Source organism: Thioclava sediminum (assembly GCF_002020355.1).
Classification (GTDB): domain Bacteria; phylum Pseudomonadota; class Alphaproteobacteria; order Rhodobacterales; family Rhodobacteraceae; genus Thioclava; species Thioclava sediminum.
Window position 1 is genome coordinate 1,586,549 of record NZ_MPZV01000001.1, and the last position, 16,369, is coordinate 1,602,917.

The 16,369-nt window shown below is 62.7% G+C and carries 13 protein-coding genes; 3 read left to right on the forward strand and 10 right to left on the reverse strand.

All coding sequences use genetic code 11. The features are described from left to right. Positions 1 to 19: 19 nt before the first annotated feature. Positions 20 to 1,942, forward strand: a complete 1,923-nt coding sequence (locus BMI91_RS07170) for a DEAD/DEAH box helicase (RefSeq protein WP_078604414.1) — start codon at positions 20 to 22, stop codon at positions 1,940 to 1,942. A gap of 78 nt (positions 1,943 to 2,020) precedes the next feature. Here BMI91_RS07170 and BMI91_RS07175 read toward each other — a convergent pair whose 3' ends face one another. The 10 genes from BMI91_RS07175 to BMI91_RS07220 all read right to left on the reverse strand — a co-directional run bounded on the left by BMI91_RS07175 (position 2,021) and on the right by BMI91_RS07220 (position 13,178). After that, positions 2,021 to 4,270: a nitric oxide reductase activation protein NorD gene (locus BMI91_RS07175; protein WP_078604415.1), complete on the reverse strand. Its 2,250-nt coding sequence runs from the start codon at positions 4,268 to 4,270 to the stop codon at positions 2,021 to 2,023. Further along, complete coding sequence (locus BMI91_RS07180) at positions 4,257 to 5,054, reverse strand: CbbQ/NirQ/NorQ/GpvN family protein (RefSeq protein ID WP_078604416.1); 798 nt, start codon at positions 5,052 to 5,054, stop codon at positions 4,257 to 4,259. Before BMI91_RS07180 ends, BMI91_RS07175 begins: the two co-directional genes overlap by 14 nt. 58 nt (positions 5,055 to 5,112) lie before the next feature. After that, a complete protein-coding gene (locus BMI91_RS07185; protein WP_078522100.1) occupies positions 5,113 to 6,156 on the reverse strand; it encodes an aliphatic amidase in 1,044 nt (347 codons plus the stop codon). 71 nt (positions 6,157 to 6,227) lie between these two features. Next, complete coding sequence (urtE, locus tag BMI91_RS07190) at positions 6,228 to 6,920, reverse strand: urea ABC transporter ATP-binding subunit UrtE (RefSeq protein WP_078540369.1); 693 nt, start codon at positions 6,918 to 6,920, stop codon at positions 6,228 to 6,230. Continuing rightward, positions 6,920 to 7,666 carry an urea ABC transporter ATP-binding protein UrtD gene (gene urtD, locus BMI91_RS07195; RefSeq protein WP_078522102.1) on the reverse strand — a complete coding sequence of 249 codons (747 nt, stop codon included), beginning with the start codon at positions 7,664 to 7,666 and terminating at the stop codon, positions 6,920 to 6,922. The genes urtE and urtD overlap by 1 nt, the downstream gene beginning before the upstream one ends. An 11-nt stretch (positions 7,667 to 7,677) precedes the next feature. Next, complete coding sequence (urtC, locus tag BMI91_RS07200) at positions 7,678 to 8,850, reverse strand: urea ABC transporter permease subunit UrtC (protein ID WP_078522103.1); 1,173 nt, start codon at positions 8,848 to 8,850, stop codon at positions 7,678 to 7,680. Between the two features lie 3 nt (positions 8,851 to 8,853). Continuing rightward, complete coding sequence (urtB, locus tag BMI91_RS07205) at positions 8,854 to 9,747, reverse strand: urea ABC transporter permease subunit UrtB (protein WP_078522104.1); 894 nt, start codon at positions 9,745 to 9,747, stop codon at positions 8,854 to 8,856. Positions 9,748 to 9,804: 57 nt separating this feature from the next. Beyond that, complete coding sequence (locus BMI91_RS07210) at positions 9,805 to 11,055, reverse strand: transporter substrate-binding protein (protein WP_078522105.1); 1,251 nt, start codon at positions 11,053 to 11,055, stop codon at positions 9,805 to 9,807. Positions 11,056 to 11,406: 351 nt separating this feature from the next. Beyond that, positions 11,407 to 12,015: an ANTAR domain-containing response regulator gene (locus tag BMI91_RS07215; protein WP_078522106.1), complete on the reverse strand. Its 609-nt coding sequence runs from the start codon at positions 12,013 to 12,015 to the stop codon at positions 11,407 to 11,409. Continuing rightward, a complete protein-coding gene (locus BMI91_RS07220) occupies positions 12,015 to 13,178 on the reverse strand; it encodes a transporter substrate-binding domain-containing protein (RefSeq protein WP_078522107.1) in 1,164 nt (387 codons plus the stop codon). The genes BMI91_RS07215 and BMI91_RS07220 overlap by 1 nt, the downstream gene beginning before the upstream one ends. 560 nt (positions 13,179 to 13,738) lie before the next feature. Here BMI91_RS07220 and BMI91_RS07225 point away from each other — a divergent pair. Both BMI91_RS07225 and BMI91_RS07230 read left to right on the forward strand, forming a co-directional pair. Next, the gene (locus BMI91_RS07225) at positions 13,739 to 15,070 is read left to right on the forward strand and encodes a purine-cytosine permease family protein (RefSeq protein WP_078604417.1); all 1,332 of its coding nucleotides are present in this window, start codon (positions 13,739 to 13,741) and stop codon (positions 15,068 to 15,070) included. A gap of 67 nt (positions 15,071 to 15,137) precedes the next feature. Then, positions 15,138 to 16,157 carry an alpha/beta fold hydrolase gene (locus tag BMI91_RS07230; protein ID WP_078544955.1) on the forward strand — a complete coding sequence of 340 codons (1,020 nt, stop codon included), beginning with the start codon at positions 15,138 to 15,140 and terminating at the stop codon, positions 16,155 to 16,157. Positions 16,158 to 16,369 lie beyond the last annotated feature (212 nt).

Consider the following 16,369-nt stretch of genomic DNA (forward strand, 5'->3'; position numbering starts at 1 on the left):
TTGCTTGGACGACTTTCCGATGATCCCCTCCCTTTCCGCAGCGCTCGCCGAGCGCGGCTACGACACTCTCACTCCCGTGCAGGACGCGGTGACCGATCCCGCGCTGGAGGGCAAGGACCTGCTGGTCTCTGCCCAGACCGGCTCGGGTAAAACGGTCGGCTTCGGTCTCGCGATCGCGCCGACCCTGCTGGGCGAGGCCGAAAGCTTCGGCCCGGCTGGCACGCCGCTTGCACTCGTTGTGGCCCCCACGCGGGAACTCGCCTTTCAGGTCATGCAGGAATTGCGCTGGCTCTATGCCAAGACCGGCGCCATCGTCAGCTCCTGTGTCGGCGGCATGGACCCGCGCCAGGAACGCCGCGCGCTCGAACGCGGCACCCATATCGTGGTCGGCACGCCCGGTCGTCTGAGCGACCATATCCGCCGCGGCGCGCTCGATCTGAGCGACATCCGCGCGGTCGTGCTCGACGAGGCCGACGAGATGCTCGATCTGGGCTTCCGGGAAGACCTCGAATTCATCCTCGGCTCCGCCACGGAAGAGCGGCGCACGCTGCTGTTCTCCGCCACCGTCTCGCCGATGATCGCGAAGCTGGCCGAGCAGTTCCAGAACGACGCGCAGCGCATCTCGACGATCAACACCGCGCAGCAGCACTCCGACATCGCCTACAAGGCGCTGAAGGTTGCGGCCTCGGATAGCGATCATGCGATCTTCAACCTGCTGCGCTATCACCATGACGAAAGCGCCATCGTTTTCGCCAACACCCGTGCCGCGGTGAACCATCTCAGCGCGCGTCTCGGCAATCGCGGCCTCTCGGTCGTGACGCTGTCGGGTGAACTGAGCCAAGCCGAACGCAGCCACGCGCTGCAGGCGATGCGCGACGGGCGCGCGCGGGTTTGCGTTGCGACCGATGTGGCCGCGCGCGGGATCGACCTGCCGAACCTGAGCCTCGTGATCCATGCCGATCTACCGCAGAACACCGAGAGCCTGCTGCACCGGTCGGGCCGGACGGGCCGTGCCGGGCGCAAGGGCATGTCCGCACTGATCGTGCCGCCGCGCATGGTCAAACGTGCCGAACGCCTGCTGAAATTCGCGAAGATCAACGCCGAATGGAGCGTCCCGCCGTCTGCCGAGTCGATCATCGCGCGCGATGAAGAGCGTCTGCTGACCGATCCCGATTGGCGCGAGCCGGTCAGCGAGGATCAGGCGGCGTTTGCGCGCAAGCTGCTCGACCGGCACGGGGCCGAGGCAGTCGCCGCCGCCTTCCTGCGGCTGCAGCAATCGCGCAATGCTCCGCCCGAAGACCTTCTGCCGCCGGACACCAAGGGGCAATCGGAGCGTCAGGAATTCGGCCCGAGCCGCTGGTTCACGCTCTCAGTCGGGCGCAATGACCGGGCCGAGCCGCGCTGGCTGTTGCCGCTGCTGCGCCGCCATGCCGATCTCGACAAATCCTCGATCGGTGCGATCCGCGTGCGCGATGACGAGACCTTCGTCGAGATCGCCGAGAAGAGCGTCGCGAAATTCGCGGCCTCGCTTGGTCCCGATGGCGAGCTCTCCGATGAGATCAAGGCCCGCGCCCTGAACGGCGAACCTGATTTCGGTCCGCCGCCGAAAAAACGCCGCGCCGACAAGCCTCATGGCAAACCGGATCGCGGCGACCGTGGCGAGCGTCCGGGCAAGGCGCCCCATCGCAAGGGGCCGCCCAAGGCTCCGCGCGACGACGCCCCGGAGGAGAGTGCGAAGACCAGCGGTTGGAGCCCCGACGACGAGGCCGTGTTCGCAGCCCTCGCGGACATCCCGCCGAAGAAACGCAAGCCCAAGCCCGAAGGCGGTGCCGCCCCGAAGGGCAAAAAGCCCCGCGCGAAATATGCAGGCCCCGGCAAGGGGCCGCATCCTGGCAAAGGCGGAAAGCCCAAGCCCGGCGGCCCGAAGAAGCCGCGCAAGTGATGGAATGATTTTGCAAAAGGCCCGCAGCGATGCGGGCCTTTTTCATATGCTCTCAGAAGCGCCGGGGTCAGCGCCCCGTTACCGCGTCAGCCGGAGATAGAGCGACAAAAGCTTGTCCGGCAGCGTGCTCAGCTCGTCGATCTGGATGAACCCGTTGCGCCCGAAAATCGCGGCCTCTTGCTCCTTGTTTCGCGGCCCGAGCCCCACGCAGAAGACATCGATCCCCAGCGCGCTCAGGCTGCGAACGGCGCGCTGCGCATCGCGGACAAGATAGTCGGGATCGGGCGAGTCGATATCCGAGGGCTCCCCGTCGGTGATCAACAGCAGCAGGCGACGATGTCGCGGCACCTGCGCGAGGTCCTTCCCGGCATGGCGCAGGGCGGCACCGAGCCGCGTCGAATAGCCCGGCTTCAGGCCCGACAGCGCCGAACCCGTCTCTTCATCCAACGCATCGGAGAACCGCTTCACCGCAACGACGCGCACGTCTTCGCGCCCGGCCGAACAGAAGGCGTTGATCGCGAAAGGATCTCCGATTTCGTTCATCGCATGGGCGAGAACCGCCGTCGCATCGCGCTCCATGTCCAGAATGCGGTGCTGTGTTCCGGGGACGAGATCGGCCGTCGATTGCGAGATATCAAGGAGCAGGCTGACCGCGAGATCGCGCGTCGGCGGGGCCTGCCGCTCGTAGAGGCGATGATCGGGAAACTCGCCAGCACGCAGAGCCGTCGCCGCCTCGATACAGGCGTCGAGATCGAGAACTTCTCCCTCCGCCTGCCGCTTCTCCCGGCGCGCGCGCCCGATCTGCGCCGAGCGCACGAGGCCGGTGATGCGCGACAGAAGCGGCCCCTGCGCGTCCTGCAACTCCTGCCAGAAGCGGCGATTTCCCGGCGTCGCGGGGTATTCCTTGACCACCGTCCAGTTCGCGCGTTCCCGGCCGATCTCGTAGTCGTATTCGGGATAGGAGGCGACCGCCCGCCCCTCTTCGGCCGCCTCGGTGACGGGGGCGACTTTCTCGACCCTGTCGCTTTCGGTCTGCTCCTGCTGTTGCGATTGCTTGCCCGCGCCCGGGGTCGGCTCGGAGCGGCGAAGCTGCACGGTATCGACCTGAACCTCCAGGGTCTGCGCCTCTTCCGGGGGCGGTTCGTCGAGGGCCCACAGACCGAGATTGTCGTCGCGATAGGCGGGCTGAACCACGTAATCCTTCGCATTGAACTGCACGCGAAGCTGCCCGAGATCGTTGCCCAGCAGATTGCCGATCTCGCGGCTGATCGCCGGATCCGCCCAGCGCTCGCGCGCCTCCATGAACATCCGGCGGCCTTTTTGCACCCACCCGTCGGGATCATCGAAATCGGGTTCGATCAGCGCCCGCGCCAGCCGCGCGAACAGGCTGGGCGCGGTCGGAAGACCGCCGGGTTGGGCGACGTGAAAGCCTTGCCAGAGCCTGCGCAATCCGGGCATTTCCTGCGCCGCCAGTTCCTCGACCCGTGCATCCTCGATCAGAGACACGACCGCCATCTGCAGCGGCTTGAGCTGCCCGATTTCGAAACGGGTTTTAGTGAAGTTGATATGCGCCCCGATATGGGCGAGCGCGGCGCGGAACAGGGGCTCCGTCTCGCCGCGATAGCCGGGCAAGCTGGGCGGCACGAGAATGACATTGCCCGCGAAGGACACCCGCCGCGCGGCTTTCTCTCCCATGCCCGTGGGCGCGACACGCAGCGGCGGGGTCGCGCCGGAAATCGCCGTGAGATAGGCCCGCAACCGGCGCTCGTGATCGTAGAAGCTTTGCTCTCCGCTTTCGTGTTCGAGTGCGCGCTGCGCCTCGGCGGTCTGCAAGGAGAAATAGGCGCTTCGCTTGTCGGCATCGCGCCCCGCCAGACGCAATCCGGTCGCGACCCAGTCCTCGAGCGCCTGTTCGGACAGCCGCCCGACAAGCCGCTCCATGTTGTCGAGAAAGGGATACACGGACTCCGGCGCTTGCGTGGTAATCCGCGTCATCAGCGCGAGCCACGCGGTAAATTCCTGCGGCTCGTATCTCTGCGCGACCGTGCCCGCCGCAGTGCAGACGCGCTCCGCCGCGCGGGGCGAGACCCGGATCGCGACATGGGACACGAGCTTTGCCAAGGCGATCGTCGGCGCCGCCCCGAGTTTCGGCGCCAGAGCCAGAGAGCTGCGCTCATAGGCGCGGGGGACCGTCCGCCCGTATCCCGCGCCCCGCAGCCGTTCGCGCGCCCGCAGCCAGTCGGCTATCTCGGGCGCCGAGAAGGCGCTGCGGATCGCGCCCGGCAGATCAGGGGTGGCTTCGACATTCATGCTGTCAGGCACAGGCATCGACGACCGCGTCGAGCGCACCGCGCATATCCGGGTCATCCGTGATGGGAACGATGATCGCATGTTTGCAGGCGTCGGTCAGCGTCATGCCCGTCTTGATAAGGCGACCGGCATGGATGAGCATCCGCGTGGAGGCCCCTTCCTCGAGCCCCTGCCCGCGCAGATGCCGCGACTTCTCGGCGATCTTCACCAGCTTGTCGGCGATGTCGGCAGAGACATCCGCCTCGGACGCCACGATGGAAGCCTCGACCGAAGCCATCGGATAGGTGAAATCGACCGCGCTGAAGCGTTGCTTCGTGGATTCCTTGAGGTCCTTGAGAACGCTCTGGTAGCCGGGATTGTAGGAAATCACGAGCTGGAAATCGGGATGCGCATGGACCAGTTCACCCTTTTTCTCGAGCGGCAAAATCCGGCGATCATCGGTCAGAGAATGGATTACGACCGTCGTGTCCTGACGCGCCTCGACCACCTCGTCGAGATAGCAGATCGCGCCGTGGCGCACCGCCATCGTGAGCGGCCCGTCCTGCCAATGCGTGCCCTCGGGACCGAGCAGGAAGCGCCCGACAAGATCCGATGCGGTCATGTCCTCGTGGCAGGACACCGTGATGAGCGGCTTGCCCAGACGCCAGGCCATATGTTCGACGAAGCGGGTCTTGCCGCAGCCGGTCGGCCCCTTGAGCATCACCGGCAACCGCGCCGCATAGGCGGATTCGTAGAAGGCCACCTCGTCGCCGCTCGGGTGGTAGGTCGGCTCTTCCTCAAGCCGGTACTGATCGATCGTCATAGAAGATCCTCGCGTTTGATTGGCCGGCGGATGTCTCCGCCGGCCCTGCTCGCCTGCCTCACCGGTGAGTGGGGTCGGACTTTTCGTTGGGGATACCGTCGATCGGGCATTCCTCGGTGCCGACGGTCGAGCGGGTCATCGCCTCGACCATTTCGCGCGTGCCTTCCGGATCTTCCGCCCATTTGGTGTAGAAGTCGTAGGGGCACTCGGCGAGACCGTTGGTGTCGTCACCCGAGTTGATCATGCCGGTATAGCCACGGTGCACGAGCTTGAAGAGGTGGTTCTGGCTCTGCATGTTCTTGCGCGCATCGCGGATCGCCGAGACCGAGAGCTGGCCGTATTGGATGCCGTATTCCTCTTCGCCGCATTCGCCCAGCGTGCGCCCGTCGAAGCCGACGATGGCCGAGTGGCCGAAATAGGAATAGACGCCGTCGAAGCCTGCCGCATTGGCGACCGCGACATAGGAATTGTTCGCCCAGGCCATCGCCTTGGCCATGATCACCTGCTGGTCCTTGGCCGGATACATGTAGCCCTGGCAGCGGATGATCAGTTCCGCGCCCTTCATCGCGCAGTCGCGCCAGATTTCGGGATAGTTGCCGTCATCACAGATGATGAGGCTCATCTTCATGCCCTTCGGGCCTTCCGAGACATAGGTGCAGTTGCCCGGATACCAGCCCTCGATCGGAACCCAGGGCATGATCTTGCGGTATTTCTGGACGATCTCACCCTCGTTGTTCATCAGGATGAGCGTGTTGTAGGGCGCTTTCTTCGGGTGCTCTTCGTGGCGCTCGCCGGTCAGCGAGAACACGCCCCAGACATTGGCCTCGCGGCAGGCGGCGGCGAAGATTTCGGTCTCTTCGCCCGGCACCGACGAGGCGGTCTCGTACATCTCGGTCTCGTCATACATGATGCCGTGGGTCGAGTATTCGGGGAAGATCACCAGATCCATGCCCGGCAGGCCCTTCTTCATGCCTTTCACCATGTCGGCGATCTTGTGGCAGTTCTCGAGAACCTCGGCCTTCGTGTGAAGACGCGGCATCTTGTAGTTGACGACGGCGACGCCCACGGTATCGGCGCTGCTCGAAATATCTCCATGATACATGTTGTTACCTCTGCTGTTGGTGGAGTTGTCGAATGCCTTTCCGGTTGATCCGGGAAGGCGGGTTTATGGGGTCAGATCGCCATGTGCTTGGTGACCGTTTCCTCGGTGAGATCCGCGATCGCGCCATCGGCCACGACGCGACCGTTCTCGAGCATCGTGAAGTTCTGCGCGGCACGGCGCGCGAATTTCACGTTCTGCTCGACAAGGAGGATCGTCAGTCCGAGTTCGGCATTGAGGCGGATGATGATGTCCTCGATCTGCTCGACGATATTGGGCTGGATGCCCTCGGTCGGCTCGTCCATCAGGAGGACCTTGGGGCCGCTTGCGAGCGCGCGGGCGATGGCAAGCTGCTGTTGCTGACCGCCCGAGAGCACGCCCCCGGGCCGGTCGAGATTTTCCATCAGATAGGGGAAGATCTTCGGGACGATTTCGGGAATGGCGCGCGGGCCCTGTGCCGCGAAACCGCCCATCAGGATGTTCTCGCGGATCGTGAAATCGGGGATGATCATCCGGCCCTGCGGCACATAGGCGATCCCTGCCCGCGCGCGCCGGTAGGTCGCGTCGGCGGAGATGTTCTGCCCGTCGAGCACGACATCTCCGCTCTGCCGGTCGGTCAGCCCGAGGATGGAACGCAGGAGCGTGGTCTTGCCCACGCCATTGCGGCCCAGAACGGCGAGGATCGTGCCGCTCGGCGCGCTCATCGAGACGTCGTGCAACGCCTGGCTGCGACCGTAGAAGCTGTCGAGGTTGCTCAGAGAAAGCATCAGTGAATCCCTCCCGAACCGAGATAGGCTTCGCGCACCTTTGGATCGGTCTCGATCTTTTCCATCGGCCCCTCCGCGAGCAGCTTGCCCATGTGCATGACCGTGATCCGCTCGGCGATCTTGCGCACGAAAGCCATGTCGTGCTCGACCACGAGGATCGTGTGGCTGCCCTTCATTTCGTTGATGATTTCGGCCGTGCGGAAAGTCTCCGCATGGGTCATGCCCGCAGTGGGTTCATCGAGAAGGATGACCTTCGCCTGCTGCGTGATCAGCATCCCCAGTTCCAGCCATTGCATCTGGCCGTGGGACAACTCGCCCGCGACCGTATCGAGCACCGGCTCGAGCCGCGTCATCGCGATCACGTCCTCGACCCGCGCCCGGTCCTCCGCCACCATGTGCAGGCGAAGGTTGCGGAATACGCCGGGCTCTCCCGAGGCCGCGACTTCGAGGTTCTGCCGAACGGTCAGATCGCGGAAGACGCTCGGGATCTGGAATTTTCGCCCGATCCCGTGCCGCGCGATGATGTGCTCGGGGCGGTTGGTGATGTTCTCGCCAAAGAGATGGACGCTGCCTTGGGTGGAGGCGGTCTTGCCGCTGACGAGATCCATCAACGTGGTCTTCCCGGCGCCGTTGGGGCCTAGGATGACCCGCAACTCGCCTTTCTGAACCACGGTGGTGAACCCGTCCACGGCCTTGAACCCGCCGAAATCCACCGTCAGCCCGTCGATCGTGAGTGCTTCATTCATGTCCGTCCCTCCTATTCCGCGGCTTTCGGGGCCGTCTCTGCGGGCGTGCCCTTCCGGCGGCGTTCGAACCGCCCCAGAAGATCGCGCGCGATGCCCGCAAGCCCGTTCGGCAGGTAGAGAACGACGAGGACGAAGATCCCGCCGATGATCAGCTTCCACGCTTCCTTGAAGATTTCGGTCTCGCTGACCGTGGCCTCGACCGTGTTGATCAGGATCGCCCCGATACAGGCGCCGAGCAGCGAGTTGCGCCCGCCGACCGCGGCCCAGACGACCATCGAGATCGAGAAGCCGATATCCATGAAGCTCGGCGAGGCGAATTCGGCGGCGACCACATAGAGAAGCCCCGCGAAGCCCGCGATCCCGGCCGAGATCGTGAAGAAGAAGATCTGATAGGCCGCGACGTCGTAGCCGAGATAGCGTGCCCGGGTCGGATCGTCGCGCGTCGACTGCAGGATCAGCCCGGCCCGTGTCGAGACCAGCCAGCGGCCCAGCAGAAGCACGACCGTGAGCGAGACGGCGACGACGTAATAGGTCTCGACCATATAGGGGTCGAATTCGAACCCGCCGATGGTCAGCCAGCCCAGATCGGTCAGTCCGTTGAACCCGTTGGTGATCGGCTGCGCGTCGATGAGCAGCAGCCGCACCAGAAGCACGAGCGCCAGCGTGATGATCGCGACATAGACGCCCGAGACGCGCAGCCGGAAGATCGACGAGGACAGCACGAAGGCGACGATCAGCGGGATCACGATCGACATCGCCATGCCGAACCATTGCGACTGGAACGGGATCCAGAGGAACGAGCCCTTGTTGATGCAGCACAGATCGGTGACGGCCCCGGGCTCTGCGTTCCAGAGCATGAAGTCCGGCACCGGTTTGTCGGAGCCCTGCTGGAGGCTCGTAGCGCTCATCAGCTTGAGCGACATCGCCGTCATATAGGCGCCGAGGCCGAAGAAGAGCCCCTGCCCCAGATTGAGGATCCCGGCATAGCCCCAGGACAGTGCGATCGCGATGCCGAGCATGCCGAAGACGAGATATTTGGCGATGCGGTTGAGCCAGAACACATCGTCGATCACCAGGGGGGCGCCGAGAACCATCACGATGAAGACGGCATAGACGGCCCAGTCGGCATGACGCTGAAGGCGGCTCGTGGAGCTGGGAAGTGTGGAGGACGTTTCGCTGGACATCGCTTACCTCGACTTGAAGGAGAACAGGCCGCGCGGGCGCCACAGGATCAGGGCGATGACCACTGCGAAGACGACGGCGCGGGCGATGATGTCGTTGGACGCCAAGGCGACGATGCCGTTGATCTGTCCGAGAATGCCCGCGGCGAGGATCGTTCCGAGAAGGCTGCCGACCCCTCCGACCACGACGACGAGGAACCCATCGACCACGACGGATGCGCCCATCTCGGGCATGACCGTCTTGAAGCCCGCGAGCAGCACACCGGCGATCCCGGCAAGGCCCGAGCCATAGGCGAAGGTCAGCGCCGAGACGCGGCGCACGTCGATACCGCAGGCGGCCGCGATCTGGGGATTGCGCATGATCGCGCGCACCTGCACGCCCATCGGGGTGCGATACATCAGCCACCAGGTCAGCCCCGCGAGCATCAGCGTCACGACGATGATGAATGTGCGATAGGGCTGGATCGTCATGCCCGCCACGTCGATCGGCTGGGTGAGGAAGGCCGGGACCGTCATGTTCTGCAGGCCCGGGCCGAGACCGTCGATATGGATACCGAAGAAGCTCAGGCCGAATTCGAGGCGGATCAGCTGTTGCAGCAGGATCGCCACGCCCCATGTCGCGAGCAGCGTGTCGATGATCCGTCCGTAGAGCCTTCGGATCACCAATCGCTCGATCACGAGCCCCACGAGCCCGGAGGTCACGAAGGCCAGAGGCAGCGCGAAGAACAGGTTGAGCCCGAGATGGAGCCCGGCGAGCACCGCCGTATAGGCCCCGATCATGACGAGCTCGCCATGCGCCATGTTGATGACGCCCATCGCGCCGTAGGTGATCGACAGGCCAAGCGCGATCAGCAGCAGGATCGAAGACAGGGACAGGCCGATGAAGATGATGTCAGACATAGAAAATTCCGCCTCGCTCGGATGGGCACCGGACATCAGCCCGGTGCCCGGTTTGCGTCACAGCTTGGTGGTGTCGAGACCGGCGCCGGTGCAGAACAGGTTCTCTGCCGTCTCGCCGTAAGCGACATAGGGAAGCGGCTTGGTCGGCGCGTCATAGGCGTTGACGATCGTGCCCTGACCATCGGCGCCCCATTGCGCGATGCGCGGCGTGAGATAGGTGTGCAGGTTTTCCGGATCGACGGTGACGGTGCCGTTCGGGGCCTCGAAGACCTGACCCTTGATGCCTTCGCGCACCGCATCTGCCGAGATGTCGCCAGCCTTCTCGACCGCCTGCTTCCAAAGATAGACCTGGAAGTAGCTGCTCTCGAGAGCGTGGTGCGTCACAGCCTTGGGATCGTTGACATATTTGCGGTAGCGCTCGATGAAATCGCGGTTGCGATCGGTGTCGATGGCCTGGAAATACGGGAAGGAGGTGTAGCTGCCTTCGGCAAATTCCGGACCCATCGCGGCGATCTCGATTTCCGAGGTGACGGTCGCGCAGATCGGCAGTTTGTCGTGGGTGAGGCCCTGGTTCTTGAACTCGCGGTAGAAGGCCACGACCGAGTCGCCCACGACATTCGACAGAACCACGTCGCAGCCGCTTTCCTTGATCTTGGAGACCATCGCGCCCCATTCGGAATGGCCGAGCTCGAGATATTCGTCCGCGACCCACTCGCCGCCATTCTGCTCGATGAGGATCTTCGACACTTTCGCCATCTCGCGCGGGTAGATGTAGTTCGAGCCGACGATGAAGAACTTCTTCTTGCCTAGCGTGTTGGTGATCCACGGGATGAAGTTCGACAGCTGCTGGTTCGGCACCGCGCCCGTGTAGACCACGTTCTTGGAGCACTCGAAGCCTTCGTAATAGGTCGGGTAGAAGTAGAGGCTGTTGCGCTTCTCGAAGACCGGCAGAACGGCCTTGCGGCTCGCCGAGGTGTAGGAGCCGAACACGGTCTGCAGGCGATCGCGGATCACCAGCTTCGAGGCCTTCTCGTTATAGGTCTTCGGATCGGATGCGCCGTCTTCGAGGATCGGCTTGATCATCATCCCGTTCACGCCGCCTGCGGCGTTGATCTCGTCGATCGCCATCATCGTGGCATCGGCGAGCGATTTCTCGATGATCGAAAGGCCGCCGGTCAGCGAGAACAGGACGCCCACTTCGATTTCACCCGAGGCGCGCGCGGGGCTCCCGATCATCGACGGGCCGAGGGCGGCTGCGGCGCCGAAAGCGGTCGTGTGTTTTAGGAAGTTTCTCCGGTTCGTTTTCATTTCTGTCTCCCGTGTTGAGGTTTTGTTTTGATTTTTCAGGCCGTAAATGCGCAGGGAGGACTCCCGTGCACGAGCGTTTGGTATGTGACCGATTGTGTGAGGTGCCGTGACCGGACCGCGGGGGTCCGGATCATTTTGGCGAAGGGGGCTCCGGGTGTTCGGAGCGATTGGCATCGTTGCCATTCAGCGCCGCCACGAGGGCGGGGTTGCGTGCGCTCTGGTACGCCCGCAGCGATGGCGCGGCCTTTGCACCATCCTGAAAACCAAAAAAGCCCGCGAAGACACTACAGTGTCTTCAGCGGGCTTTCTGTGCCGAACCGATGGACATCATTGGCCATCGATCTGATTCGACTATACATCATCCGGTCTTGATGACAACAATTCGTTTGCGTTGATGATCGCGACCGCCATTTCCTCTACGGAAATCCGCTTACCCATCGCCTGCGCACGAATGGTGCCATAGGCTTCCCTCTCGGAAATCTTGTGCATTTCCATGAGGATAGACTTCGCCTTCGAGATTTTCTTCTGGCCGGAGATCTTCTTTTCGAGCTTGCCGATCTTGTCGTGGAAATCCGCCGCCTGCATCCAATTGGAGCGTGCGACGACAAGATTTGTCAGCATGCCGAAGGTCCGGACCGGCTTCGAAATCACCGCGAATGCGTTGATGTCGAGCACCAGTTCGATCATCGCCGGGTTCTCGTAATTCACGATGCCGATCACCGTCGGGCCGGGTTTCTCGGACTTCCGCAGCATGCTGCTCAGGGCGCTCTGGCTCTCGAAGAAGACGCCTGCGAAAACGACATCCGTCCCGCTCGGCAGCGCCTTGGCGGGGGGCCACATCAGTTCCGCGCGGCAGCCGATGCGTTTGAGCTGATCCATGAGCGCCTTGCCATCTGCGTCCGGCGGGTGGACGACGATGACCGAGAGGTCGCGCAAATCCTTGAGACGCAGCCGGGGCATCAGCTTCCGCCCCCTCCGGCTCCGAATTGCGGAGACGTCATCTGCAAGTCTTCATCATATTCAACGAGATAAGGGTCCGGTCGCACCGGCGCCTGCGCTTCGCGCACGATCTCGAAAGCACCGCTTTCGCCGACGACGGCAACCCGGGGCCAGAGGCTCGTGTGATGGGTATCGCCTTCGACCTGCACGGGGCCCTGGGGTGCCTCGAAGCTGAAATTCGGCAAGGTACGCAAGACGCTATCGCGATCGGTCGCCCCGGACCGGCGCACGGCTTCCGCAAAGAGATAGACTTGGAAATAGGCGGCTTCCGTCCCCGCAGAAATCGGCTGATCCGGCCCGAACCGGCGCGCATAAGCGGTGACGAAGCGACGGTTCGCCTCGGTATCGAGCACGCTGAAATAGGGCGCGGCCGTCACGTTGCCGATCGAGGCATCCTTGCCGACCGCGAGCAGTTCGGGCTCGCCCGAGGTCAGGCTTGCGATGGGCTGTTTGCTGCGATCGAAGCCCGCGCGGTCATAGGCCTGGTAGAAGCGGACCGATCCTTCACCCACCACCGTCGAGAACACGACCGCAGGCCCCGCTGCCTTGATGCGCGAGATCGCCCGCTCGATATATTCCTCGTTATGGCGCAGGGGGATGTAGATTTCATCGACGACCTTCGCCCCGCGATGCATCAGCAGATCCCGCATGATCCGATTGGATTCATAGGGGAAAACGTAGTTCGACCCGACGAAGACAAACCGGTCGCCATAGGTCTGGGTGAGATAATCCGCCAACCAGCGCGAGTTCTGGTTCGGGGCTGCGCCCGAATAGACGCAGCTGCTCGAAAACTCGAACCCTTCGTAGAGCGTGGGGTAGAACAGCAGCGCGCGGCGTTGCTCGACCACAGGCAAGACGGCCTTGCGCGCGGAGGACATGTAGCAGCCGAAGATGGTCTTTGCGCCAACATCGATGAGGCGCTCCGCCTCGCTCTTGAAGCGCAACGGATCGGAAGCCGGGTCGCTGTCTTCGATCAGAAGTTCACGACCATCGATACCGCCTGCATTGTTGATTTCTTCGATAGCCAGCAGCGCAGCCTGACGCTGCGTGCGCTCGATCACCGACGTTACACCGGTTTGGGAAAAAAGGAGGCCAACTGCGACCGGCTCGTTGTCAAAAGCCATTAATACGGTTCCATATCTTTCAACGAGAACTCCCGCGAATGCGGAGTCCGGGGGAACGGTCACATACGAATCGAATAGCAAATGACTGACGTTGCGGCAAGCTCGACGCATTGCAAAACGCATCTGAAATCATGCGATGAAATTTTTTCCGCATTATTTTCAGCGCCTTACATTGTTACATCAAAATATTTGCATATTGAAACGAATCACGCCATCGTGTTGACGTAGCGTTCAACGAAGAGCGCCGCATCTGGCAATGAAAGCCCCTTACGAACCATGTGAATGGATTCGTGAGGGGCTTTTGCGTTTTCGGCCCGGCGATTTGCCGCCCCAAATGGAGAGACCACAGAGCCCTAACCCGATTGGCGCACGCGCCCAATTACTCTGAGATCAGTATAACCGGTCACAAACGACGGCAGGATCAAGCTGCCGAACTGATCGACCCCTTATCCACTCCGCCCCGGCGAGACTTTCGTCAGCGTTTGCCCACGGCAAGCGCCCGGCCTTCGCATGCCTGCAAAAACAAGAACATCACAAACAGTCCAACAACGAGGAACATCATGACCACGACGGAAAAGCATCTCGAGCCAGAGGCGCTCGAACATATCGAAGAAGAGATCGATCACGCGCTCGGCGATGAATACGAACATGAACCGGTCCCGGCAAAAGCCCGGCGGAGCATGTTCTCCGTCACGATGGTCTGGATGGGTTTCCCGATGATCATCACCGGCGCGATGACCGGCTCGATCCTCGTGCTCGGCATGGGGTTCAGCTCCGCGCTGACGGCGATGATCATCGGCAACCTGATCATGCTGGTCTATGTCGGTCTGCTCGGGCAGCTCGGTGCGACGAAAGGGATGAACTTCGCCCTGCTCGCCAGCATCGTCTTCGGCCGCAAGGGCTATGTCTTCGCCTCCGGCCTGCTCTCGACGCTTCTACTTGGTTGGTACGCGGTGCAAACCGGCATCACCGGCGCGCTCGTCAGCTCCACCTATGACCTGAACTACGTCGTCATGACGCTCATCGCCGGTGCGCTTTATATCGGCGTCACCTTCGTGGGCGTTAAAGGCCTGCACCTGATCGGCATGATCTCGGTGCCGCTTTTCGTCATTCTGGGTCTCTTCGTCGTCGGCGACGCGGCCTCGACGACCAGCTGGGACGCGATCATGTCCTACCCGGGCAATAATGGCGTCGCGACGATGTCGATGGGCGTTGGCCTGACCGTGGTCATCGCGCTCTTCATCGACGCCGGCACCGTGAGCGCCGACTTCAACCGCTGGGCCAAGGACACGAAAAGCTCCTGGGTCGCGACCTTCAGCGCCTTCCCCTTCGCCAACCTCGCCGCGATGCTGGTCGGCGGCATCATGACCGCAGCCCTGGCCGTTCCGGATGCCAACCCCTTCGGCACCGACAACATGTTCGGCTACATGAACAACATGCAGATGACCTGGCTGAGCGTCCTCGCCTTCCTGTTCCTCTACGTGAACCTTGGCTCGGTCTGTGCCCACTGCCTGTATAACGCCGCCACCGGCTGGTCGCGCATCCTGCGCAGCCACATGCGTCTTTTCGCGGTGATCCTCGGCGCCATCGGCATCGTCATCGCGGCCACCAACGTCTGGGCCTTCTTCATCGAGTGGCTGTCCCTGCTGGGCATCCTCGTGCCGCCGATCGGCGCGATCATCCTCGTGGACCAGTTCCTCGTGCGCAAGAACTCCGAGATCGACCGCGACTGGCGCTGGACGGCCTTCATCGCCTGGGCCTGCGGCTCCGCGGTGGCCTTCGTCGTCGAGTGGTATCTGCCCCATCTGTCGACCGCCATCTCGGCTGGTCTCGTCGGTGGCGGTGCTTACTATCTGATCTCCACGCTGAGCGGGAAAACCGCGACTGCCTGATCCGTAACGATCTTCCGGAGCGTCGCCCAACCAAGGGCGTCGCTCCACTCTGATATGAGGAAAGCACATGACCCTTGATTATGAAATCTTCGAGCTTGGCACCTTCGAGTTCCAATGCGGCCTCGCCGTGCCCAACGCCCGCCTCGCCTACAAAACCTTCGGCAAGCTGAACGCGGCCAAGGACAACGTGATCGTCTACCCGACGTGGTATTCCGGGCAGCATTACGACAATGAATGGCTGATCGGGCCCGGCATGGCGCTCGACCCCGAGAAATACTTCATCATCATCCCGAACATGTTCGGCAACGGGCTCTCCACCTCGCCCTCGAACACGCCGGAGCCCTATAACGCGGACCGTTTCCCGAACGTGACCGCCTATGACAACGTCAAGGCGCAGCATCGTCTGGTGACCGAGAAGTTCGGCATCGAGAAGATCCGCATGGTGACCGGCTGGTCGATGGGCGCGCTGCAGACCTTCCATTGGGGGGCGATGTATCCCGAGATGATGGATCTGATCGCCCCGTTCTGCGGGTCGGCGAAATGCTCGCGCCACAACTATGTCTTCCTCGAAGGGGTGAAGGCTGCACTGCGGGCCGACGCCGCGTGGGAAAACGGGCGCTACACGTCTAAGCCCGAAAAAGGCCTGCGCGCGGTTGGCCGCGTCTATGCAGGCTGGGGCTTCTCACAGAGCTTCTACCGGGAAGAACTCGACCTGAAGACCCTCGGCTACGCCTCGCTCGAGGATTTCCTGATCGGGTTCTGGGAAGGGTTCTTCCTGCCGAAAGACGCCAACAACCTGCTGACGATGGCCTGGACCTGGCAGAATGGCGATATCAGCGCGAACGAGCTGTATAACGGCGACTACAAAGCCGCGCTCGGCGCGATCAAGGCGAAAGCCTATGTCATGCCCGGCCAGACCGACCTCTATTTCCCGCCCGAAGACAGCGAGATCGAGGTCGCCAACATGCCCAACGCCGAATTCGTGCCGGTGCCGTCGATCTGGGGCCATTTCGCCGGCGGCCCCGGCACCAACCCCGACGACGTCAAGTTCATCGACGACAAGCTGAAAGAGCTTCTGGCCTCGTGAACCGAGCCGAAGCCTTGCGGATATCGGAAAGGGCGGCCCCATGGCCGCCTTTTTTATTGGCGCGCCTGATGACGATACACGAATACATAACGCGCGCTTTTGGGCGTGATCAGACTGCAATTTCTGGGTATATGCTTGGTTGCGGGAGTAGGATTTGAACCTACGACCTTCAGGTTATGAGCCTGACGAGCTACCGGGCTGCTCCATCCCGC